This is a genomic window from Nodosilinea sp. FACHB-131 (genome assembly GCF_014695395.1).
GTDB lineage: Bacteria > Cyanobacteriota > Cyanobacteriia > Phormidesmidales > Phormidesmidaceae > Nodosilinea.
Window position 1 is genome coordinate 1 of the sequence record NZ_JACJOF010000013.1, and the last position, 21,607, is coordinate 21,607.

14 protein-coding genes are annotated in these 21,607 nt (G+C 56.2%); 5 read left to right on the top strand and 9 right to left on the bottom strand.

From position 1 onward, the window contains the following. Positions 1-203: 203 nt before the first annotated feature. Both H6F75_RS08355 and H6F75_RS08360 read right to left on the bottom strand, forming a co-directional pair. Positions 204-1,034 carry an alpha/beta hydrolase gene (locus H6F75_RS08355; RefSeq protein WP_190751097.1) on the bottom strand — a complete coding sequence of 277 codons (831 nt, stop codon included), beginning with the start codon at positions 1,032-1,034 and terminating at the stop codon, positions 204-206. 1,342 nt (positions 1,035-2,376) lie between these two features. Next, positions 2,377-6,519: a PAS domain S-box protein gene (locus H6F75_RS08360; protein WP_190751099.1), complete on the bottom strand. Its 4,143-nt coding sequence runs from the start codon at positions 6,517-6,519 to the stop codon at positions 2,377-2,379. Between the two features lie 207 nt (positions 6,520-6,726). Here H6F75_RS08360 and H6F75_RS08365 point away from each other — a divergent pair, with 207 nt between their 5' ends. Further along, a complete protein-coding gene (locus H6F75_RS08365; protein WP_199303838.1) occupies positions 6,727-7,377 on the top strand; it encodes a DUF2726 domain-containing protein in 651 nt (216 codons plus the stop codon). 129 nt (positions 7,378-7,506) lie between these two features. Next, positions 7,507-8,769 (top strand): lipid-A-disaccharide synthase-related protein, encoded by a 1,263-nt coding sequence (locus H6F75_RS08370; protein WP_190751101.1) that lies wholly within the window; start codon positions 7,507-7,509, stop codon positions 8,767-8,769. Here the strand turns inward: H6F75_RS08370 and H6F75_RS08375 are convergent. After that, entirely contained in the window at positions 8,739-10,085 is a 1,347-nt protein-coding gene (locus tag H6F75_RS08375; RefSeq protein WP_347710626.1) for a D-alanyl-D-alanine carboxypeptidase, read from the bottom strand. The genes H6F75_RS08370 and H6F75_RS08375 overlap by 31 nt on opposite strands. A gap of 222 nt (positions 10,086-10,307) precedes the next feature. Between H6F75_RS08375 and H6F75_RS08380 the strand changes: the two genes are divergently transcribed. Next, positions 10,308-10,973, top strand: coding sequence for a Fe2+-dependent dioxygenase (locus H6F75_RS08380; protein WP_190751103.1), 666 nt, complete (start codon positions 10,308-10,310; stop codon positions 10,971-10,973). A gap of 56 nt (positions 10,974-11,029) precedes the next feature. Here the strand turns inward: H6F75_RS08380 and H6F75_RS08385 are convergent, their stop codons facing one another. Then, positions 11,030-11,761 carry a GAF domain-containing protein gene (locus H6F75_RS08385; protein WP_190751105.1) on the bottom strand — a complete coding sequence of 244 codons (732 nt, stop codon included), beginning with the start codon at positions 11,759-11,761 and terminating at the stop codon, positions 11,030-11,032. A gap of 294 nt (positions 11,762-12,055) precedes the next feature. Between H6F75_RS08385 and H6F75_RS08390 the strand changes: the two genes are divergently transcribed. Beyond that, positions 12,056-12,274 (top strand): NblA/ycf18 family protein, encoded by a 219-nt coding sequence (locus H6F75_RS08390; RefSeq protein WP_190751107.1) that lies wholly within the window; start codon positions 12,056-12,058, stop codon positions 12,272-12,274. A 234-nt stretch (positions 12,275-12,508) separates the two neighbouring features. Here H6F75_RS08390 and H6F75_RS08395 read toward each other — a convergent pair whose 3' ends face one another. After that, the gene (locus tag H6F75_RS08395; RefSeq protein ID WP_190751108.1) at positions 12,509-13,291 is read right to left on the bottom strand and encodes a hypothetical protein; all 783 of its coding nucleotides are present in this window, start codon (positions 13,289-13,291) and stop codon (positions 12,509-12,511) included. A gap of 306 nt (positions 13,292-13,597) precedes the next feature. Here H6F75_RS08395 and H6F75_RS08400 point away from each other — a divergent pair, with 306 nt between their 5' ends. Further along, positions 13,598-14,671: a Fe(3+) ABC transporter substrate-binding protein gene (locus H6F75_RS08400; protein ID WP_190751110.1), complete on the top strand. Its 1,074-nt coding sequence runs from the start codon at positions 13,598-13,600 to the stop codon at positions 14,669-14,671. A 447-nt stretch (positions 14,672-15,118) separates the two neighbouring features. Here H6F75_RS08400 and H6F75_RS08405 read toward each other — a convergent pair whose 3' ends face one another. The 4 genes from H6F75_RS08405 to H6F75_RS08420 all read right to left on the bottom strand — a co-directional run bounded on the left by H6F75_RS08405 (position 15,119) and on the right by H6F75_RS08420 (position 21,446). Then, positions 15,119-15,607, bottom strand: a complete 489-nt coding sequence (locus tag H6F75_RS08405; protein ID WP_190751113.1) for a hypothetical protein — start codon at positions 15,605-15,607, stop codon at positions 15,119-15,121. 119 nt (positions 15,608-15,726) lie between these two features. Beyond that, positions 15,727-18,093, bottom strand: coding sequence for a COR domain-containing protein (locus H6F75_RS08410; protein ID WP_242019821.1), 2,367 nt, complete (start codon positions 18,091-18,093; stop codon positions 15,727-15,729). A 1,018-nt stretch (positions 18,094-19,111) separates the two neighbouring features. Further along, a complete protein-coding gene (locus H6F75_RS08415; protein ID WP_190751117.1) occupies positions 19,112-19,723 on the bottom strand; it encodes a Uma2 family endonuclease in 612 nt (203 codons plus the stop codon). Between the two features lie 58 nt (positions 19,724-19,781). Further along, positions 19,782-21,446: an iron ABC transporter permease gene (locus H6F75_RS08420; protein ID WP_190751119.1), complete on the bottom strand. Its 1,665-nt coding sequence runs from the start codon at positions 21,444-21,446 to the stop codon at positions 19,782-19,784. Positions 21,447-21,607 lie beyond the last annotated feature (161 nt).

Consider the following 21,607-nt stretch of genomic DNA (forward strand, 5'->3'; position numbering starts at 1 on the left):
GGTTGGTTAAAGAGCCGGATTCGCAAACACCTCTCCCATGCCGACGGCTTACGTGCCGCTATTGAAGTCGTGCTCAAGCAAGCCGCGTCCTAACCTAGATGACCACAGCTATACCTTTTGACACGACGATTCAATAGAAAGGCTGAGGATTGCAACAATCCTAGAGCCGACAACGCGCCCTGCGCTTGCTGATCGCTTTCTGCTCAGGAAGAACCTACTTTAACTGCATTAGTACGCTCGACTTGATGAATAAAATCAAGCATGTGCGACGTGAATTTCTCAGGATACCAGAGTCCCCATTCGTGCCAACCTTCTTCTACGGTAACTAGTCTGGAATCTGGAATGATTGCAGCCATCTCCCGCCCAACACTTATTGGTTCGGTCAGGTCTTTTTCTGACCATAACAACAAGCAAGGAGCTTTGATTTTTGGCAATAGATGTTTCAGATCTACCTGTAATGAAAGCAATAACGCTTGAATCACGTTTCCGGTATTGAACAAAAGATTACGGGAGAAGACCAGAGGAATATCAACCAGTTTTAGTCTTTGTCTTGGAAGAAGCAATTGGGCTGTCATCTCAATTGCCCTTCTTGGTATTAGTTCTGGAATAGATACAGTCGGAATGCCAGTACTATCTACTAGAATCACGCTTTTCACTTTATCTGGAGCAAGCGCAGATAACGCAATTGCAATTCCTCCTCCCAGGGAGTGCCCTACCAGATGCACTTGTTGAAGATTTAAGGCGTCTAAAAATGAAAGCAAAATTTTAGCGTAGCTTTCATAGTCTGGAATGAGGTTGGGGTAGGGCGATCGCGCAAAACTGGGCAAATCAGGGGCAATTACAGCATGGTGCTCTGCCAGTAGGTTCAGAACTTCGTGATAAGGCGCAGCAGAAATGCCCCAACCGTGCAGAAGCACGATAGGAGTTGAATCTAACTTCAACCCACCCTGCGTATAAAAAATCTTGCAATCCCCTAGCTCAACAGAATGCTCATGCAACTGAGATTGCGATGTAGAAGTCTGGTTGAAAAACATGCGCTTGCCATTCTCACCATTTCTGTGACTGTAACAAGCTTTAATATTTCATGGGACTCTCTCAGGAGAGATAAGTGCTACTGCTAACCGTAAATTGTTTCTGTAGTTCTTTCTGGCTAAAGATTGTTAGCAGCAGAATTGCTCTACGAGTAGAGAGAGAACTGGGCTAAGAGAAGCCAAGAATGGATGAAGTCTTGGGTGCCACATCGCAACCTATATTTACTTACTGCACTGACTCAAGCGGTGTTGAAAAAGGCGCGATCGCTGTCTAATGACCAAGATGAGCGACAGCAGATAACCCCAGTAACTCAACCAGCATTTCTCAAATATCCACTCCATCATTTTGTTAGGGTTGGCCTATTGACAGTTCAATATCTTAAGGTTGGTGGGTTATCAGGTGGTAGTACGAACAAGAGCAGTTGAAAAAGTGCACCCAAGTAAGGAATAAAGAACAGAATCACAAACCATGGCGATCGACCAATATGCCGAATTCGAGCGAGATCGAATAGAACGATCTTCAGAACTTGCAGTCCCAAAATCAGGAAGCCGATTTTTTCAATATCGATCGCGCTCTCAACAATGAAGTAAATTGAAAATACGACAATGAGATAAACAACAATACGAAGCAGGTATTGTAGGCGATTGAGTTCTTTTGGAAAGAGTCGAAGGATCATTGGAACCGTGCTATTTCACCGACAAATGCTTTTATCATACCCACAGATGAAGAATTTCGATCGCAGATTTAATTGATAATTGTGATATGAGAGACTATGTAATTTCTTTGGTAAATTAGCGTACAAAACATAGTCTTGCGGTCGATCAAGTGATAATACCCAATCTTGAACTGCGGTCTTTCTAAGAAATTTGGCGGTCTAACTACGTATTGAGCGTCGAAACTGCTGAATAAGCCCCTAGTTTTAAGGTGTTGTCGGTTACTTTTAGGGATTAATCCCTGAGTTTAGGGGTCCTATCCAGCAACTTTTGGGTTTGCAACTACAACAGCATCTGCGCCCCAATCACTCTTCTACGTTTGATGGAGAGCTTTTGTACTAATGTTCTCTATTGTTCAGCCGAGGGGTGACCATACAGAACTCGAAAATCTTGGCGCTGTCCGCAGGTGTCACTACCACCTACAGACAGCTAACCCCGCAAATCTTGCACGCACATAGCAAGGCTAGGCTCATCGTATCCTAGCCCCCAGTTTGCACTTTAACTGCGGGGGACTGAGGTTTTCGCGTTCTGTTTTCCTCAACCGCGAATCAAAGAAACAGAACCGATGTTTGAACATCTCAAACTAGAAGCCAACAACGATAACCAGTAAAGTGAGTTTCTCGTCTCAAGGTTAATGCAGCAGCAGGGCGATCGCATCGAGCAGGTCGCTGAGGTCATAGGGCTTGCGCAAAAAGGTGCTGGCTCCAGCGGCCAGTGCCTCCTCCTGGTAAGTGGGCAGGCCACTGGTGGCGATAATCTTGACGCTGGGCTGCATCGCCTTGAGCCGCCGAATCAGCGTCAGGCCATCCATACCCGGCATCATCATGTCGACCACCACCAGGGGAGTCGGCTGCTGGGCAAAATAGTCCAGCGCCTTGAAGCCATTGTTGGCCATCACAATGCGGTAGTTGTAGCTGTGCAGCAGCGATCGCACCGATTGCTGCACCGAGGCATCGTCCTCCACCACCAGCAGCCGTTCCCCCTGGCCCTGTTGGGGAGCGTCGGGCCAATCAACCTCGGGGGCATCGCTGGCCGAGGGCTGGGTAAGAGCCGGTAAATAGACCTGCATTTGAGTGCCTTGGCCCACCTCGCTAACCACCTGCACAAAGCCATCGCTGGCCTTGACAATGCCCAACACTGTGGCCAGCCCCAGTCCGGTGCCCTGGCCCGGTGCCTTGGTGGTGAAGAAGGGGTCAAAGATGCGATCGCGCAGCCCAGGATCAATGCCCGTGCCCGTGTCGGCCACCGTAAGCCGCACATATTGACCCACCTGGGCATCGAGGTAGGCTTGAGCCAGGGCCGCATCCACCGTCACCAGCTCCGCTGCTAGGGTCAACCTGCCACCCTCAGACATGGCGTCACGGGCGTTGATGCACAGGTTCATCAGCACTTGGTGCAGGTGAGTCGGGTCAACGCTGACCCGCAGCTCCTGGCCACTGGCCAAGGCGGGTTCCGGCAGGTGCAGATCAATGTGCTTGGGCAAACTCTGCTGCAGAATATGCCCCAGATCTTGCAGCAGCGGCCCCAGGTTGACCTCCGTGCGCGTGCCGCTGCTGCTGCGGGTAATCGACAAAATTTGCTGCACCATACTGGCCCCGCGTTTGGCGCTTTCTTCCAGCAACCGCAGATGATCCTGGGCTTTGTCGCTGAGGTGGCGCTGGGTGAGGCGCAGCAGCTGAGCAATGGTGACAATTGGGGTAAATACGTTGTTGAGGTCGTGGGCAATGCCGCTGGCCAGTCGCCCCAGGCTTTCGACCCGCTGAGCCTGGTAGAACTGCGCTTCTAGGGCCTTTTTGGCGGTAATGTCGGTCTCGACTGTGAGAATAAACTTGGGCTGCCCCGCCTCGTCGCGCACCAGGGTCCAGCGGGCGGCGACGGTCACTGCCTGGTCGGTTTTGGTCAATCGATCGAGTTCGCCGCGCCACTCGCCGCGCTCTAGCAGGGCGGGCATCATCTCACCGTGCTGGGCGGTTTCGCTGCGCAGCAGATCGTAGGCGATGTGGCCCACCACCTCCTCAGCGGCAAAGCCATAGAGGCGCTCAGCCCCCTGATTCCAGTAGAGCAGGTGGTGGTCGAGGTCGCGCACGGTGATGGCATCGGAGGCGATGTCGAGCAGGGCCGCCTGTTCGCGAATCTTGCGCTCGGCGGTTTTGCGCCCGGTGATGTCGCGCCCCTCGGGCACCAGCATAATCACCTGACCCTGCTCATCTAAGACTGGCTTAATCGAGAAGTCGACCCAGGCGGTGGAGCCATCGGCCCAGATGTGCTGGTTCTCCATGCGGATGGTGTCACCCTGGGCAGCGCGGGCGATCGCCTGCCGCAGGCGATCCCGCTGCTCAGGAAAGTGATCCCACCAGGGGGTGAGCCAGAAGGGCTGACCGATTACCGCCTCGGGGGTGGCTGCAATCACGCTCAGGGCAGTGCGGTTGACGTCGAGCACGGTGCCATCGGTTTTGAGCAAGCCAATAAACTCAAAGGTGCTGTCAAAGATCGCCCGCAGCTTGCGCTCGCTTTCTTTGAGGGCGGCGTCGGCCCGCCGACGCTCGGTGACGTCGCGAAACAGCACCGCCACCTGGCGCAGTTCCGGTGCACCAAAGCGAAAGCCAAACACGTCAAACCAGCGCTCCATTTCCTCGGCGTGATCTTCAAAGCGCACCGGCTCCCCAGTAATCGCCACCCGGCCAAGCTTTTCAAACCAGTGGGTTTCGAGATTGGGCACCATCTCGCGGACGCGTCTGCCCTTGGCATCGATCAGGCCGGTCTGCTGGGCAAAGATGGGATTGATGTCGAGAAAGCGATAGTCGATGGGGCGATCGCGCTCATCAAACAGCATCTCAATGACGCAAAACCCCTCGTCCATCGAGTTGAACAACAGGCGATACTTTTCTTCTGAGTCGCGCAGGGCTGCCTCAGACTGCTTGCGGTCGGTAATGTCGATCGCTCCGCCGTAGACCCGCTCGTCGTCGACATAGAGGCGCGCCTTCCACAGCAGCCAGCGGTAGGAGCCGTCTTTGTGGCGGTAGCGGTTCTCAAAGGCAAAGGTGTCGCGCCCTTCGAAAATCGCGGTAGTTTCGTTAACAGAAGCCGCCAAATCGTCGGGGTGGACAAAGTCACGCCAGGGAACAGCGGTCATTTCAGCGGCGGTCCAGCCCAGGGCTTGCTCAAAGGTAGGGCTGACCCAGCGAAAGTAGCCGCTGCGATCGCTAATCGTGCGCAGATCAAACCCCACCGCTAAGAATCGGTCGCGATCGCGCTCTAGCTGCTTGCGCTCGGTGATGTCGTAGTTGACGGAGGTCACCACCCAGCAGCCCTCAGCAATTTCGCGCGAGGCAAAGTCACTGCGAAACCAGCGCATTGTGCCATCTTGATGGCGAAATCGGTACTCAGCGGTGGTCTGACCGCCGGCAAAGAAGTCGTTAAACAGGGGCATAATCACCCGCTCGCGATCGTCGGGGTGCACCTGGGCCAGCCAGAACTGTTTGTCGTCATAGACACTGCGGGGGTAGCCAAACAGCTGTTCGCACCCGGCAGACCAATAGACATACTCAAAGCTGCCGTCGGCGTAGACTTGAAAACTGGCGATCGCCGCGATCGCGCTGTCTAAAATACCGCTGAGCTTCGCCTCCGACGCCTTGAGGGAAAGCTCTAGCCGTTTGCGATCGGTGACATCGCTAAAGGTAACGCTGAGCCTGCCGCTGCCCTTTTCGCCCATCGGCTTAAACGACGTGGCAAACCATCGATCGATCGGCGCCGCGTAGTCCTCCAGGTGCAGAGCCTCGCCCCCAAACCCCACCCGCCCCACGGCGTCAAACCACACCTCCGACAGCCCCGGTAGCACCTCTCGGGCTCGCCGACCGAGCACATCCTGTCGGGTCAGGCCCGTAGCCCGCTCAAAGGCTGGGTTCACCTCGATGTATAACAAGTCGAAGGTGCCGTCGTCGAGACGCAGGGTCTCGCCCACCAAAAACGCCTCGTCAATACTGGAAAACAGTAGGCGATACTTTTCCTCCGACTCGCGCAGGGTAGCTTCGGCCTGGCGGCGTTCGGCTTCGCCGTGCACGCGATCGCTGATATCCAGCACCGAACCAATGTAGCCCTCAAACTCGCCCCCCACCCCCAGCCAGGGGCAGGCTGCATCGATCACCCAGCGATATTCGCCGTCGCGGCGGCGCAGGCGATACTCCACGCGAAACTCTTCCTGCCGTTTGATGGCGGTGAGAAAGACTGACTTAGCGGTGGCGCGATCGTCAGGATGCACCGCCTCTAACCAGCCCACGCCCAGCCCCGTGGCCTCGCACTGCCCGGTAAACTCATACCAACTCTGGCTCAGGTAGGTGCAGCCACCCCCGGCGTCGCTGACCCACACCATCACCGGCGCGTGGTCGGCCATATTGCGAAACCGTTCTTCGCGGCGGCTCAGCTCAGCCACGGGGCTAATCACGGCCATGGGCTTGCCGACCAGCTCACTCACCCGAGCGACGAGATCCACCGCTTCGACGGGTTTGCCCAAGGTTGCCGTAGCCCAGGGTGGATTGTCTAACGCCCCACTCGTCAACAGCAGTATGGGGCTTTGGGGCAGATGGGTACGCAACTTTGGCCCTAGGCTTAATCCTATGGACCCGTCAAGAATGACTAAGTCATAGGGACCCTTAGCGATTAGGCTGGTGACGTGAGCATCAACACAGGCCACCTCCACCGTGCAGGCTACGCTGCCCAGCAGCAGCTTCAGAGCCTGGGCGACCAGCGGTTCAGGTTCTATCACCAGAAGTTTCATCGGGCATTCCAGCGACAAGGGTCCACACAGATCCTAAGGAAGTCAACGGGCGGTGGAGGGAAAACACAGCCGTTTCGCAACGAAACCCGGACGATTCACGAAGAAACATTGAGGGATTTTTCGTTCCGGCAATAATTTAAAGACCGGAGCACCGGAGGGTTAAGGTGGGCACGCTGGCGTCAGCCTCCGTCAAAGGTGGTTAAAAAAGTGTCATCACTGATTGTTTTACTGCTGATTTTCGCTGGGGTTGGAGCTGGGGCGATCGCCCTCCTCAGCCGCCAGGCTCACTCCACCTCGTCTAAGCCGACCCAAAACGGGGCTGATGCCGCTCAGTCTTACCCCTACAGCCGCCAAAAATACCTATTCACCCTGGCGGAGACTACGTTTTACCACGCGTTGCAGAATGCTACCCAAAGTGAGTATCTAGTCTTTGGCAAGGTGCGCGTCGCCGATGTGCTCAAACCCCAAACTGACAACCGGGGCGACTGGCAGCGAGCCTTCAACAAGATCTCGGCCAAGCACTTCGACTTTGTGCTCTGCGATCGCGATCGCCTCACAGTTTTAGCCGCCGTTGAACTCGACGACAGCAGCCACCAGCGGGGCGATCGCATCAAACGCGACGACTTCCTCAACCAGGTCGTCAAGAGCGCTGGGCTACCCCTAATTCGCTTTGCGGTGCAGACAGCCTACGATCGCGAAGCCGTTCAGCGCCACATTGCCCAAACGCTGGGACTGCCTCCGTCCGAGAAAGCCAAGCCAGAGATCAAGTTAAAGGCCAAACCAGAGACCGAGCTAGTCGAACCTAGCGCCACACCAAAGCCAAAACCCAAACCCAAGGTGCCTCCCACCAAACCATAGACGACAGTGCCCTCCGCTGCGGCCCAATTCCTCCAGGTGTGCTTCATGCATTTTCTGTTAGGGTTGGCAATGGTGTTGAGTTTTCAACATTGGGGTTGAATCCTCACCGATAGCATTGAATCCGCAACGATGAAGCTACTCTGCATTAGTAACGGCCACGGCGAAGACGGCATTGCAGTTCGCATTCTCAAGCAGCTGCGCCAACTGCCCGGTGCGCCGACCCTGGCCGCGCTGCCAATTGTGGGGGAAGGTCGTGCCTACGAAAAAGCGGGTATTGCCATCCAGGGGCCGACCCAGGCCATGCCCTCCGGCGGCTTTATCTATATGGATCGCTACCAGCTGTGGCGCGATTTGCAGGGGGGGCTGGTGGGGCTGACCCTGGCTCAGCTCAAAACTGCTCGCCAGTGGGCCAAGAGCGGCGGCAAAATTTTGGCGGTGGGGGATATCGTGCCCCTGGCGATCGCCTGGCAGAGCGGCGGCGACTATTGCTTTGTGGGCACTGCCAAGTCGGAATACTATCTGCGTGACGACACCCAGCGATTGCCCGGTCGCCCCCCTTTAGAAGGCTGGTCGGGCTCGGTCTATGTGCCCTGGGAGCGATGGCTGATGGCGCGCCCCCGCTGCCAAGGGGCCTTTGTGCGCGACCAGCTCACCGCCGACCTGCTGCAAAAGCGCGGCGTGCCCGCCCTCTACCCCGGCAACCCGATGATGGATGACCTGGACACCAGCGCCGACAAGCTGGCTCGGCTCACCGCCACCTTTGCCCCAGCCCCGGCTCAACTTACGCTGGCCCTGCTGCCCGGCTCCCGCGCCCCCGAGGCCTTCGACAACTGGCAGCGGATGGTGAGCGCGATCGCATCAGTCATGCAAACCTTTGGCGATCGCCAAGTGCGTCTGCTCGCCGCCCTCACCCCCTCCCTCAGCCTGGCTGCGTTTAAGGATGTCTTACTAGACGCGGGGTGGCAGCCTGTGGCTGGGGAATACCCCACGTTTCAGCGCAACAATGGTGTGCTGGTGCTGACCACCAATGCCTTTGCCGAGTGCCTGCACCTGGCCGACGCAGCGATCGCTACCGCTGGCACCGCCACCGAGCAGGCCGTCGGCCTGGGCAAGCCCGTCTTCACCTTCCCTGGCTCTGGGCCGCAGTTCACCTACGCCTTCGCCGAGTCTCAATCAAGGTTGCTAGGGCAATCCATCATTTTGCTTAGCCAGCCCAGTGAAACGGGAGCGGCGCTACAAGCCTGCCTGGCCGATGGCTCCCGGCTGCAAAGCATTGCCGAAAACGGACGCCGCCGCATGGGCCGGCCTGGAGCGGCCAGGGCGATCGCCAAAACCCTGCACCAGCACTACGCCAAGCCGCCCTACTCCGACGCCACCTTCTCGGCCACCTGATTGCGGCTGGGGTCACCATAGCGAAATGGCCCCGTTTGCATGACCACTTTCGTCCTTAGGTCGGCGGGCGCTTCTGCCGCACCCCAGTGAGCCTGAATCGCCTGCAACAGCTGGTCTTGCTGCACCCTCAGATCGGGGATATCCCACCCCTTATTGATAATCGCAAACCACACTGGCCCCTTTTCGGCAGTAGGCACCATCCCTGCCAGGGCGCTGACCTCCGCTAAGCTGCCAGTCTTGACCGCCGCCGTGGGGGGAATGCGGCGATCGATGAGAGTGCCCACATCTTCCCCTGAGACGGGCAGTACGTCGGCCACCGAAAAACCCTGGCCGCTCAGCTCCCGTTGAATCGCTACCGTCATGGCCACCGCCGCCCGCGCCGACATCTGGTTATCGACCCCCAGGCCCGACCCGTTGACCAGGCTGAGTTCACCCGGCGGTAATTCTGCTGCCGCCGTCGCCTTGGTCATCACTGGCTCCGGCCCGCCCGCTAAGCTAGCCACCATTTCCGCCATGACGTTGTTGCTGTAAATATTCATCGCCTTGAGGATGGCCACCAGCGGCAGCGACTGATGCTGCACCACCCACTCCACGTCGCTGGTCTCTAGCTCTGCCGCTGGCACCCAGCGGGCCGTACCGTCAATTTCTAGGCTGGGCTGCGGCGTGCCCGGCGGCAGGTTGGCGTGGGCCTGGCGCGCTTCCCAGGCCCAGGTTGGGGCCGACATCGCCTGCTGCAAATCCGCCAGAGAATCTGCTTGTTCTTCCTCAAAGTTCATGGTGAAGGAGCCGCTCACCAAAATCTCCCCCGTCACCCGCTGAATGCCCAGCTCTTGCAGGCGGTTGGCCAGCACAATGCCCTCCTCCCACACAAACAGCGGGTCGCCACTGCCCTGAATCACCAGATCGCCGTCGAGCACGCCATCGGGCTGAAGGGTGCCGCGCATGCCCACCCGAGTCTCGAAGCGGTGGTCGAGGGGCCAGGTTTTAAGAGCAGCCAGGGTGGTCGCCAGCTTAGTCAACGAGGCGGCGGGCATCAGCACATCGCCTCGGTGCTCAGCGATCGCGCTCTGGCCCACCTGAATCCAAATGCCCTGGTCGGGCACTGACCAGCCCTGCCGCTGCAGCCCCGCCACATAGTCGGCCACGATCGCCTCTACTACCGGGTCGCGGGCCAGCTCCGCAATCCACGGCGACTGCCACTCAATTTGCAGCGCGGCGGGGTTAAGCCCAGACAGCTGCAGGGGCTTGGGTTCTCCCATGCCTAGAAGGATAGAGAACAGGCCCAGGGGCAGGGCCGTTAGCGATAGGGAAGCCACCGATTGCGAATCCTCCACGCGGTGTAGCCCAATCTCGGGCGATACCCGACTAAGATACACCAGATGGTTGGCAGTGAGTGGGGAGTCAGGGATGGGTGGGTGAGGGGAATACCGAGAGCAAACTCACCCCGCACTCAAAACGGCAACTCCGCAATCAGTTTCCGAGCCATCTCGAGCCTTTACCCTATACCTTAAACCCCATACCCTCCTCAGCTCACGCCGATGATTGTCTGCATTGCTGACCTGCTAACCTCAGATGAAATCGCCCAGATTAAAACGGGCCTAGCCCAGGCCGCGTTTGTGCCGGGGGAGACGACGGCGGGCTGGCACGCCAAGCTAGTTAAGCAGAACGAGCAAGCGGCTAAGCAGGCGGCGGTTGAGCCGTTGAAGGCGGTGGTGCAGAATGCCTTGGCGCGGAATGCGCTGTTTCAGGCGATCGCCTGCCCCCGCATCATCCATTCCCTGCTGTTTAGCCGCTATGGGGTGGGCATGAGCTACGGACGGCACACCGACAATGCCCTGATGGGAGGTGCCAACTTTTATCGCTCGGATGTATCGCTGACGGTGTTTTTGAGCGGGCCAGACGATTACGACGGCGGCGAGCTAGTGATTGAGGGAGCCGACAGCGAGCAGCCCTACAAGCTAGCGGCCGGGAGCGCCATTGTCTACCCATCCACTACGCTGCACCGGGTGGAGCCGGTGGTGAGGGGCGATCGCATTGTGGCCGTGGGCTGGGTGCAAAGTCTGGTGCGCAATGCCGCCCACCGCGAAATTCTCTTCGACCTTGAAACCGTGAAGCGCACCCTGTTTGCCCAAACCGGCAAAACCCCAGAGTTTGATCTGCTAACCAAGACCACCGCTAACCTGCTGCGCCAGTGGGCCGAGTAGGGCAGGGCGGTCATTCCTACTACTGCATTTGCCCCAGCGCATATGCTTCTGTATGTCTATTCTTCCAAAGTGGTTTCTGTCTCCAGATCTGGAAGCAAAATTTCTGCTACCTCGGGAAAATGTCGTTTCATACAGTTGTCGCACACTCCATGGGTGAAACCGACATCTGAATATTGCTGAATAAACGACTCCACAGTTGACCAATAACCCTGATCGTTTCGAATGCCTTTGCAATAGGAGCAAATGGGAATTAAGCCAGCCATCAGCTCCATTTTTTCCAGCGCCTCAGCTAATTGCGAAGACACCCGCTGTAGCTCTAACTGCATCACCACCTGACGCGCCAGAGCTTCTAAAGTTTTGATTTGACAGAGGTCTAAAGTCCTAGGTTTTCTGTCAATTACACAGAGCGTTCCAAGCGGCTGACCACCAGGAGAAATCAAAGGAACTCCAGCGTAGAATCGAATGCCTAGCTCGCCGGTCACCAGCGAATTGTTGGCAAACCGTTCGTCCTCGGCAGCATCAGTCACAATCATGATGGCCGGGCTCAAGATGGCGTGGGCGCAGAAGGAAACACCTCGGCTGGTCTCTTGCGCCGTAAGACCTACCTTAGATTTAAACCACTGCCGCTCTGCGTCAACCAGGCTAATCAGCGCGATCGGCACATCGCAGATGAAGGCAGCCAGCGAGGTGATGTCGTCGTAGGAACGCTCGGCGGGCGTGTCTAAAACTTTGTATTGCCTGAGCGCCTCAAGCCGGTCGGCTTCTTGGGTAGGTGTGTTGGCTTGCATCAGATTGCTGCGACGCCTTACTTGATTGCATAAATCATTCTAAAAAGCTGGTTAAAGAGCATGTAACTTACGGGCGAAGACTTGATAGTGCTTAACGTGTGCCCTTTTAGAAAAACTTGGCGCTACGGATCTATATGCCTAAAGAGTGAGTCACGGGGTGACGTTTATTGAGCGAATGCCTTGAGTAGGAAGCGAAAATCAAGCTGACTATCACGCAAGACAGAGATATACACACAATCATTAACAAAGTGTTACATTCATAGACATGAAGTCACATTAGAAAGAGACATCATCATGGATATCCGTCAAGAGTTACCCCTTGAGCAGCAGTTCGAGCTTCGGGTGTTTGAAGAGCAAGTTCAATCGCTTTCCCCAGAAGACGCCCAAGCTTTACTCGTGCAGCTCAAAGAAGCAATGCTGTACCAAACCACCACGTTTCGGGAAATTTTGAAGAACACCTGGGACATTGGTAAAGGCCCCGACTCCCTGCGCGAAGCACTAGCAGAAGGATAATTTCTTTTGCCAGAAACGCCAATGACAAGACAGTTCACGCTTAGCGCTCAAACAAACAATTAGCCCGGCTTTTTCCAAACATTCAAACAGGAAAAGCCGGGCTAACTTTTGACGAACACTCGCAGTCTGTAGCGCTATTCCACATTGGTATCAGTAGTTCTGCAGTGGCAATTGGAAGAGATCATTGTCGAACTGCCCACAGGAATCTGAACTAGATAAATAACTTAAAAATGCCTACGATCGCTGCAAAGCCAGCACTTCGTCAGAGGTGATAGGTTCAGCAGTCATAGTGTAGAGCACGCCCTCTCGCACCGAGACTAGGTTTAAATAATAATTGGGCTCACCGGGCTTGCTGACGGCATATACCCGCACCCCAGAGTCTATAGATAAGACTTCACCAGTGATGTTGCTCACGGTGTAGCCCTGGGATTCAAGTCGCGCTTGCAGATCACCTGCGGCACTACGCCAGCTGCTGCTCACTGGGCTGCGCCAGCAGTCGGCCAGCCATTGGCAGGCGGCCTGGGCCCCATCTAAATGGGGAAAGTTGGCGTAAAGCCCTGGCGGGCCAGGCAGTTCTGAGGCGGGTACAGCGGGAGGGGTTGGGGCCGGCTCTGGAGCCGCCGCTGCGGGCTGCGGCGATGGTTTGGGCTGATCGGCGGGAACTGGCGCGGGTGAAGCTTGGGGTGCGGCCTGAGGAGGTGCGGCGGTTGTAGCCACCCCAGGCTGCGGCGAGGCTAAAGCTGGCGGTGCTTTGACTGGGGCTACGGCTGGCGGTGCTTCTACGGCGGGCAGCAGCACGGTTAGCGCCACATCCTCTAGCGGTGGAGCCGGTTCTGCTAGGTCTTCTGCCAGTGGGGGAGCTTGGTTTGACTCGGGAATGACCAGGGCCAGCAAGACTCCGTGGGCGGCGAGGGAGGCGATCGCACATCCCACCCCCAGCCACGACCGCGATCGCCCCTTGGGCTTGGATGCAGAGCGGCTCAAGGAGAACGGCGGGGTAGTTAGTCTGGGAGCCATTGTCGAAAGGTTGCGATCGCAGATGCGGTTAAGCTAACAAGACTGATTCTTTATTGGCCATTCTAAAGCTATTCTTCGCTGGCCTCAAGCCCTTGCCCACAGGGTGCTGATTCAATAGCAGAGACATCGGCGAAGCGCAAGGGTATTGCGACCATCCGCCACAGGGCTAAGCTTAAATACGGCATTATCAGGAGAAGGTCGCATTAAGCGATACAATGCAACCTGATATCTCAATGCTCTGGGGCCATCCGGTTGAAGTTGCCTGGAGATTTAGTTGAGGTTTAATTTTTGGAGGTAAACAACCCTATGAGATTAGGAAGACGCGCATTTTTAGGAACCAGTGCTGCCGCCGCCGCCGTAGCCGCCGGCTACCTACGTCAGCGCCCCGCCACAGCTCAGTTTGGCCTTCGCCGTGGCCCGGTGGTCAATCTCTACTCTGCTCGCCACTACGACACTGACGACCAACTTTACGAGGGCTTCCGAGAAGCCACGGGCATTCGCGTCAATGTGGTTGAGGCCGAAGCCGACCAGCTGATCGAGCGCATCAAGAGCGAAGGCGCAAACAGCCCCGCCGACATTCTCATGACCGTCGATGCCGGTCGCCTCTGGCGCGCTGAGCAAGAAGACATGTTCCAGCCGGTCACCTCATCGATTCTGAGCGAGGCAATTCCCGAAAATCTGCGCCATCCCGAAGGGCTGTGGTTTGGCCTGACCAAGCGGGCGCGGGTGCTGGTGTATAACAAAGACACCGTTGACCCCTCTGAGCTATCGACCTACGAAGATCTGGCCGACCCCAAGTGGCGCGGGCGGATTCTGGTTCGCAGCTCAACCAATATTTATAACCAGTCCCTGGTTGGCTCGATGATTGCCGCCCACGGGGCCGAAGACACCGAAGAGTGGGCGCGGGGCCTGGTGGCCAACTTTGCCCGCGACCCGGAAGGGGGCGACAGCGACCAGATTAAGGCCGCTGCTGCTGGGCTGGGCGATGTTGCTATCTCCAACACCTACTACTTTGCCCGCCTGGCTAAGTCTGACAAGGCCGAGGAGCAGGCGATCGCTGAAAAGATGGGTGTGTTTTTCCCCAACCAGGGCGATGGCGCCAACGGGCGCGGCACCCACGTCAACATCAGCGGTGCCGGGGTGGTCAAGACCGCACCCAATGCTGAGGCCGCTGTGAAGTTCCTTGAGTATCTGGCGAGCCCCGAGGCCCAGCGCATCTTCGCTAATAGCAACAACGAGTACCCCGTGGTGGCAGGCGTTGAGGTCGACTCTGTAGTGGCAGGCTTCGGCGAATTTAAGGAAGATCCACTGAATGCCTCGGTGTTTGGCAGCAACAACCCCGAAGCTCTGCGCATCACCGATCGCGCCGGTTGGAAGTAGGTCTAGCATCGCTAGCCCTATCGGCTGACTGATGAATGCCCTCTCAGGTTTGAGAGGGCATTCATCGTTTTAAAGCCTTTGTAGGTTGGGTGCAGCGGAGCGAAACCCAACGATGTTTACCGCTGTTGGGTTCTGCTACCGCGCCACCCAACCTACAAATTCAGGCTTGACAGACCATTAGATTCTCGACACCCAAGCATTGAGACTCAACCGCGTGGTTGTGAGCCTCAATGCCGAGACTTTGAAACTCGACGGCCAAGCGATCGCACCTCACCCTCTTAGCTTTAAACCTCGACAGCAAGGCCACCATGCTCTCGGCTGACGCAAAAAGTCTCGCTACCGAGGCTCGCACTCTCGCGGGCCAACATAGATCGACTCAAGCCTGAGCGTTTTAGCCTCGCAGCTGAGTCTCAGCGCTTCGGCCTTGAGTATCAGAACCTCAAGCGGCTAGGGCCGAGCCTCGGCCATCACGTCTACTTTCTCGGCTTTTTGACGCATAGACTTAAAGCGCTCGCCAAGTTGGGTGGCGACGGCTTTGAGGCCGGGCTGGCGCTTGGCGGCGGCTTTGACATAGTCATAGACGCTGAGGCTGCTGGTCATGGCTTCGCTGCCCACGGCTAGCAGAGTGTCGTCGACCTTTTCGGTCATCTGGCGCAGGTTGAGCCGCAGTTCGCTCAGCACGGTGGCGAGCTGGTAGTCGCGGGCTAGCTCGGCGGTGTCAAAGCTGGCGGGCAAAACGTCGGGGTTGGCCTGGGCAGCGGTGAGGCTATTGCTAACAAAGGCTAGGCTTTTGTCGCCCATTTTGTAGAGGCGGCGACGTTCTTCGGCGGTGAGGTTGACTAAGAACGGCATCTTTTGCTGGATGGTGGCCAGGGCCGCTTTGATTTCGTTGAGGTCTGCGGTAGACAGGTCGGCACTGATGTTTTGGTATGGCATAGGTAGAGCACTTTGCGATGGTTTGGTATGGCAAATGACGACCATCTGCCATCGCAATAAGGTGCCCAGGGGACAATGAGCGATCGCCAGGGCAACCCCATTTGCGCTCGTCAAAAAAGCTATTCGATGCGATCGGGGATTTTGGGCTGGGCGGCTTGATAGTGGGTTTCACAAAGCCAGAGGTAGTCGCCCGTGTAGGTGGGCATTCGCTTAAGCCCTAATCGCTGGTGATGAGGATCCTCTTCGCGCAAAAAGGCATGGAGCGTCAGAATGCCCGATCGCTCGGCTTCGGTGAGTAGACCATCCTTTAGGCGACCGGGTTCAGTGACGGAAAAGTCCTCCTTGAGTAGAGTGCCTGTGGCGTCTTTCATGGCATCTAGAGACTTCTGAATCGTCCAATCGTCCATGATGTCTTTGCCAAAGTAGAGGTTAGCAGCGGGAATGGCGACGGGCAGCACAGTCTTTAGAACCCGTGAAACGAGGTTGGCGTAGGGCGCAACTTTTGTCACCCACTCACGAGGCGCTTCAAACTCGTAAACACCCAAATCGGGCTGGTGAACCCAGTGCTGGCAGTTTTCGGCTTCGCACCAGAGATGAAGGCGATAGCGTTTATCAAACAGCCGCCGCCAGTTGCCATCTATGGGTTCTAGCGTGAACAGGCGGGGGCCTTCTTTGGCTTCGTTGGCGATCGCCCGCATTATGCTCATGGTGTAGTTGGCGATGCGGCTTTCCCACTCAATCAGATTGCCTTGAATTTCGTTGACTTTGGTTTCAATGCGGGTAAGCTGTTCGCGGGTAGTTTCGTCTTCAAAACCGTAGAGTAGGTTCACGATCTTGTGACGAGTACCGCAAACCTGACAACGATCATTGACATCCCCGTCTCCTAGAGCCTGTCGCAGAAAACCAATCCGAAAGCGACCCATACAGGCCCGATTATCTGTTTTGGTCGGGCAAGGAACGGCAAAGTGGTAGCGGTCTTTTAACCCTGGCCAGGTATCATCGATCAAAGTTTGCAGGATTTGCTGCAATACATTGGTGAAATATTCGGGCCAAACAGCTTCAGTGTAAAGACGAAGCTCTCTATCGCGCAGTTCCAGCATGGCTGTGCCGTGGCGATTGTTGCGCAGAAACATACCTTTTTGCCAGTGCAGCCTGTGCTCTTTGCCGTTGCTTTCGTAGCGTTTGTAGATGTAATCATGGGTGCGCACAATCATCCAGGGAATTAGCCCAGGCGGCGATTCTTCCATGACGCAGACCATCGCCAGGCGGCGATGGTTAGGGTCAGGGTCTTCTTCCGGCAGCCAGGGGAGGTCATCAGGTCGCACCTGCGGCACATGCTGCGATACCAGGCTGGCCGTGCCATCTTCCAAACGGTAAGAAACATCGTATTTCTCCATCAGCCGCAAAAAGAAGGGATAGAGATCTGGGCTATAGCGAGGTTCGTTGGCGAAGGGATGGTCGAACAAAACCTCTTTGAGACGGCTGTCGGGCAAAATGCCGTCCATGGCTTGGGTGGTGCGATCTTCGAGCACAAAGCCGATCGCTTTGGTCAGCCATTCGGGTTGCAGCACCACGTCGTCTTGCAGCGCTTCGTCGTCGCCGTAGTACACGATGTAGCCTAGGTCGTGCATGAGGTCAGCCAGGGTGCGAGTGGCGATTGCGCTCAGGCCGTGGCGATCGCACACGGCAGCAAAGTTAGCATAGGTAATGCGCGATTCATTTAGGGCCAACAGTTCATCCCGCGATTCGCGCCAGGCCCGGTTGAGCTTGGCCCCCATTTGGTCAAAGGTTTTGGCAGTTTCAGCAATCAACTGCTTAAGGGCATCAATACCCACCTTGTCGCCTGTGTCTGGGTCGTCCACTAAGCTATCGACTTCGAGAAAGTCAACAATCATGTCGCCGTAGTCGCGCCTGAGCACGGGTTTGTCGATGCGGGCGATGCGTTCACCAGTTTTGCAGTGGGTAGAAACGATGATCACGCGGGCCGCTTCGCCCACCCGCAGACGCAACATTTTCAACCAGTCTTCTACCTGGCACTGTTGCACACCGCGACGCGGTTCCCACAGCAGCAGATAGACCGAGCGTTTGCTAAAGAAAAACTGGTGGGTGACACGGTAAACTTCCTGCCCGCCAAAATCCCACGCATTAAATTTGAGCTGGGTATCGGTTTTGTCGGGATGGGGCAAACTGAGCGCCTGAATGTCGATGCTGATGCCGTGGGTGGTTTGCTCCCCCGCCTGGGGATTTTTGCCCGTTAGCGCTTTGAGCAGCGTAGTTTTGCCGACATCACCTTCGCCAATTAACACCAGCTTGGCCTCGTGGAGGGTTTCAACCTCCTGAGGGTTTTTTAGGCTCTTGAGATAGGCGAAAAGCTCCTCAAGGCCTCCTGAATAGGCACTTTCCAAAATAGGGTCGATAGGATTGTCATAGAGGAAAAACGCTCTGAGATTTGACAATTCGCTGATAGCCTCTGGAATCTTCGTCAATCGGTTGTCGTGTAAATCGAGAGTATCAAGGTTTATTAGCTTTGCAATTACCTCTGGGACCTCGTTCAGTTGATTGCTGTACAGAAATAGTGCTTGAAGATTTGGTAGTTCTGTAATTGCATCAGGAAACTTGGTCAGTTGAGATCGAGAAAAAGAGAGTGCTCTGAGATTTGATAAATTTGTAATTACATCCGGAATCTCAGTCAGCATTCCTCCATCAAGGTAAAGCAATTCGAGACTTGAGAGTTTTGCGACTGCTTCAGGAAACTTAATCAGTTTGTCAGTAGTGAGCATAAAGAGTCTGAGATTTGAGAGCTTTGCGATTGCCTCAGGAATTTCTTTTATTTTATTGTTGTAAAGGTTCAGCAACACGAGGTTTAGTAGAACTGGTATTTCCTTGGGAATTTCTACTATTTGATTATCCGAAAGGTCAAGCGATTTGAGATTAATTAGATTCGCGATTGTCCTGGGAATCTCTACAACTTTATTGTTCGAAAAATGAAGCGATGTAAGATTTGCCAGGTTTGCGATCACCTCAGGAATATCAGTTAGTTGATTGTTGGAAAGGTTAAGCGATGTGAGATTGATTAGATTTTTGACGGCATCAGGCACCTCAGTCAGCTCTAAACCGCTTAAATCAAGCTCAGTGGCCCCTTCCTCCAGCGCTGCTTCAATCCGCTCTGCCGCTATCTGGTATGCCTCATCCCCTGCCATCGCTGTGCCCTTATGTTGCAAAACCCATCTATCGCCTCAGTTATAGCCTGCCCCTCCAGTTTTTGGGCCACCTCGGCTCTCTGCGACACTCCGACTCCTGCCAGTGTCGCGATCAACCCATTCAACGTATGCGTCAAAATTTATGGCTAAACCAATGTCAGCTCTCCAGGCATAGCCAGAAACCACCGTGACCCAGGCTGCCTTGACCACCCTCAGCTTTGAGCAATACCTGCACTACAGCGATGGTACCGGCACCCACTACAAACTCGTACGAGGGTATTTCTTTATAAATAGCCCCTTACGGCTACCAAACTTTTGCCATCTTCAGCTCGAGCCCTGGCATTTCGGGTTCGCAACTGACCATCTCAGGATTATCTAAAATCTCTGGCGCTTGCTCGGGCCGGTAGACATAAACTTGACGATGCTTGCGATCGATTAACACCCCCAACCGCACCCCATTGGCCATATATTCAGCCATCTTGTCTTGCAAACTCGCCAACGTATCACTACTCGATCGTAGCTCTACGACAAAGTCAGGCGCGATCGGTGCAAACGATGCCTGTTGTTCAGGTTCCAGCCTGTTCCAGCGATCAGACAAAATCCAGGCTGCATCAGGGGAGCGCATCGCACCATTCGGCAGCGTAAAGCCCGAGCTAGAGTCAAAGACCTCCCCAGTGCCATCGGCTTCTGCCCAGACATAGAGCTGTCCAAAAACCCTGCCATTCCGGTTTCCAGTATCAGCAAATGATGGCGGCATCACCACAATTTCTCCGTTTGCATTCCGCTCAATCCGCAAGTCAGGATTCGTTCGGCAAAAATCATAGAACTGCTCATCACTCATCTGCGGCACAGCGAGGAGTGATGAAAGATTGATCGGTAACGGTGTCTGAACGGATTTAACCAGCAGGCTAGACATGAGTTAACCTGGCCCCATCCACGGATATGCCTGATATCTTAGCGAACTGCCCTGTAGCTTAGGCTTTACCCTCGTTGGCAATCTGCTTGCTCAGCCACAGCACCGGTAGCAGCCCCACCAAAATGATCGCCAGCGCCGGGGCCGAAGCCTCAATCAGCCGCTCATCAGCGGCATATTGATAAACCCGCACCGCCAGCGTGTCGAAATTAAACGGGCGAATAATCAGCGTGGCGGGCAGCTCCTTCATTACATCCACAAACACCAGCATGGTGGCCGTGAGCAAGCTACTGCCCAGCAGCGGGCGATGAATTTTCATCAGCGTTTGGTTGGGGGTTTGGCCTAGACTGCGGGCCGCATCATCCAGCGAGGGCTTAATTTTGCCCAACCCCGCCTCGATCGCCCCAAAGCTCACCGCCAAAAACCGCACCAGATAGGCCAACAGCAGCGCAATGATCGTGCCGCTCAGCAGCAGCCCGGTCGAAAAGCCAAACGTCTGCCGCATCCAGGCATCGATCGCATTGTCAAACTGCGCCAAAGGAATCAGCGTGCCCACCGCAATCACCGCCCCCGGCACCGCGTAGCCCAGGTTAGCCCCCTGCACCGAGAGTTTGAGAAAGGGCGTGCCGTTGAGCCGCAACCCATAGGCCATCACTAGGGCCAGCAGCACCGCCAGCACCGCCGCCAGCACCGCCAGCACTAGACTGTTAATCCCCAGCACCACAAAGTCGCCGTTGAGCGTGGCCTCGGCATTGCGCACCGTCATCCCCAGCAGCAGCCCGGTGGGAATGATCAGGCCCAGCAGCACGGGCGCGGCACAGACCAGCCAGGCCCCCACCGCCCGCAGCCCGCCCAGCCTGTAGCGCGACTGCGAAATCGTGCGGGCCATACCCTGGTAGTAGCGAGCCCGACGACGCGATCGCTGTTCCAACACCACCAGCGCAAAGATAAACAGCAGCAGCACCGCCGACAGCTGCACCGCCGCCGGGCGATCGCCCATGCCAAACCAGGTGCGATAGATGCCCGTAGTAAAGGTCGGCACGCTGAAGTAAGCCACAGTGCCAAAGTCGTTCAGGGTTTCCATCAGGGCCAGGGCGGTGCCAGCGGCGATCGCCGGTCGAGCCAGGGGCAGCGCCACCGTGCGAAAGCTGCTCCAGGGGCCACAGCCCAAACAGCGGCTCGCCTCCAGCGTCGCGGTTGACTGTTCTAAAAACGCCACCCGCGCCAGCAAATACACGTAGGGGTAGAGCGTCAGGCTAAACAGCAGAATCGCCCCCTCAATCGAGCGAATGTTGGGAAACCAGTAGTCGGTCGCCTGCTGCCAGCCAAACAGGCCGCGCAGGGCCGTCTGCACCGGGCCAAAATACTCCAGCGTGTCGGTGTAGACGTAGGCGAGGATGTAGGTGGGGGCGGCCAACGGCAGCAGCAGCAGCCACTCAAACCAGCGGCGACCCCAAAACTGGCAGGTGCTCACCAGCCAGGCGGTGCTCACCCCGATCGCCAGCACCCCCAGCCCCACCCCCACCATCAGCACCAGCGAGTTGCAAATATACTCGGGCAGCACCGTCGCCGCCAGGTGGCCCCAAGCGTCACTGGAGTTCGTGAACAGGCTGGCGAGAATGATTGCCACCGGCAGCAGCATCACCAGAGCGATCAGCCCCACGCCCAGCGTCCAGCCGTCGGGCCGTGGTAGAGAGGCTTTCCAGGGGGCACCGAGGGATTTCATAACCGGCAATTATTGCTACCCATTCCTTTTAGCACAGAACGAAACCCCGCCCGTCAGCCGTTTCAGCATTAGAGAAGCCTTCTATAGCAAAAGAAGGACTTTGAGCTGATTGGGGCCGCACATAGCCCGAGTTTTCGTTACTGAAGTATGCTTTGCAGAGA

Bases quoted from the DNA above. Each gene is read 5' to 3' on its own strand.
- H6F75_RS08355 (WP_190751097.1), bottom strand. From the start codon at position 1,034: ATGTTTTTCAACCAGACTTCTACATCGCAATCTCAGTTGCATGAGCAT.
- H6F75_RS08360 (WP_190751099.1), bottom strand. From the start codon at position 6,519: ATGAAACTTCTGGTGATAGAACCTGAACCGCTGGTCGCCCAGGCTCTG.
- H6F75_RS08370 (WP_190751101.1), top strand. From the start codon at position 7,507: ATGAAGCTACTCTGCATTAGTAACGGCCACGGCGAAGACGGCATTGCA.
- H6F75_RS08380 (WP_190751103.1), top strand. From the start codon at position 10,308: ATGATTGTCTGCATTGCTGACCTGCTAACCTCAGATGAAATCGCCCAG.
- H6F75_RS08385 (WP_190751105.1), bottom strand. From the start codon at position 11,761: ATGCAAGCCAACACACCTACCCAAGAAGCCGACCGGCTTGAGGCGCTC.
- H6F75_RS08390 (WP_190751107.1), top strand. From the start codon at position 12,056: ATGGATATCCGTCAAGAGTTACCCCTTGAGCAGCAGTTCGAGCTTCGG.
- H6F75_RS08395 (WP_190751108.1), bottom strand. From the start codon at position 13,291: ATGGCTCCCAGACTAACTACCCCGCCGTTCTCCTTGAGCCGCTCTGCA.
- H6F75_RS08400 (WP_190751110.1), top strand. From the start codon at position 13,598: ATGAGATTAGGAAGACGCGCATTTTTAGGAACCAGTGCTGCCGCCGCC.
- H6F75_RS08405 (WP_190751113.1), bottom strand. From the start codon at position 15,607: ATGCCATACCAAAACATCAGTGCCGACCTGTCTACCGCAGACCTCAAC.
- H6F75_RS08415 (WP_190751117.1), bottom strand. From the start codon at position 19,723: ATGTCTAGCCTGCTGGTTAAATCCGTTCAGACACCGTTACCGATCAAT.
- H6F75_RS08420 (WP_190751119.1), bottom strand. From the start codon at position 21,446: ATGAAATCCCTCGGTGCCCCCTGGAAAGCCTCTCTACCACGGCCCGAC.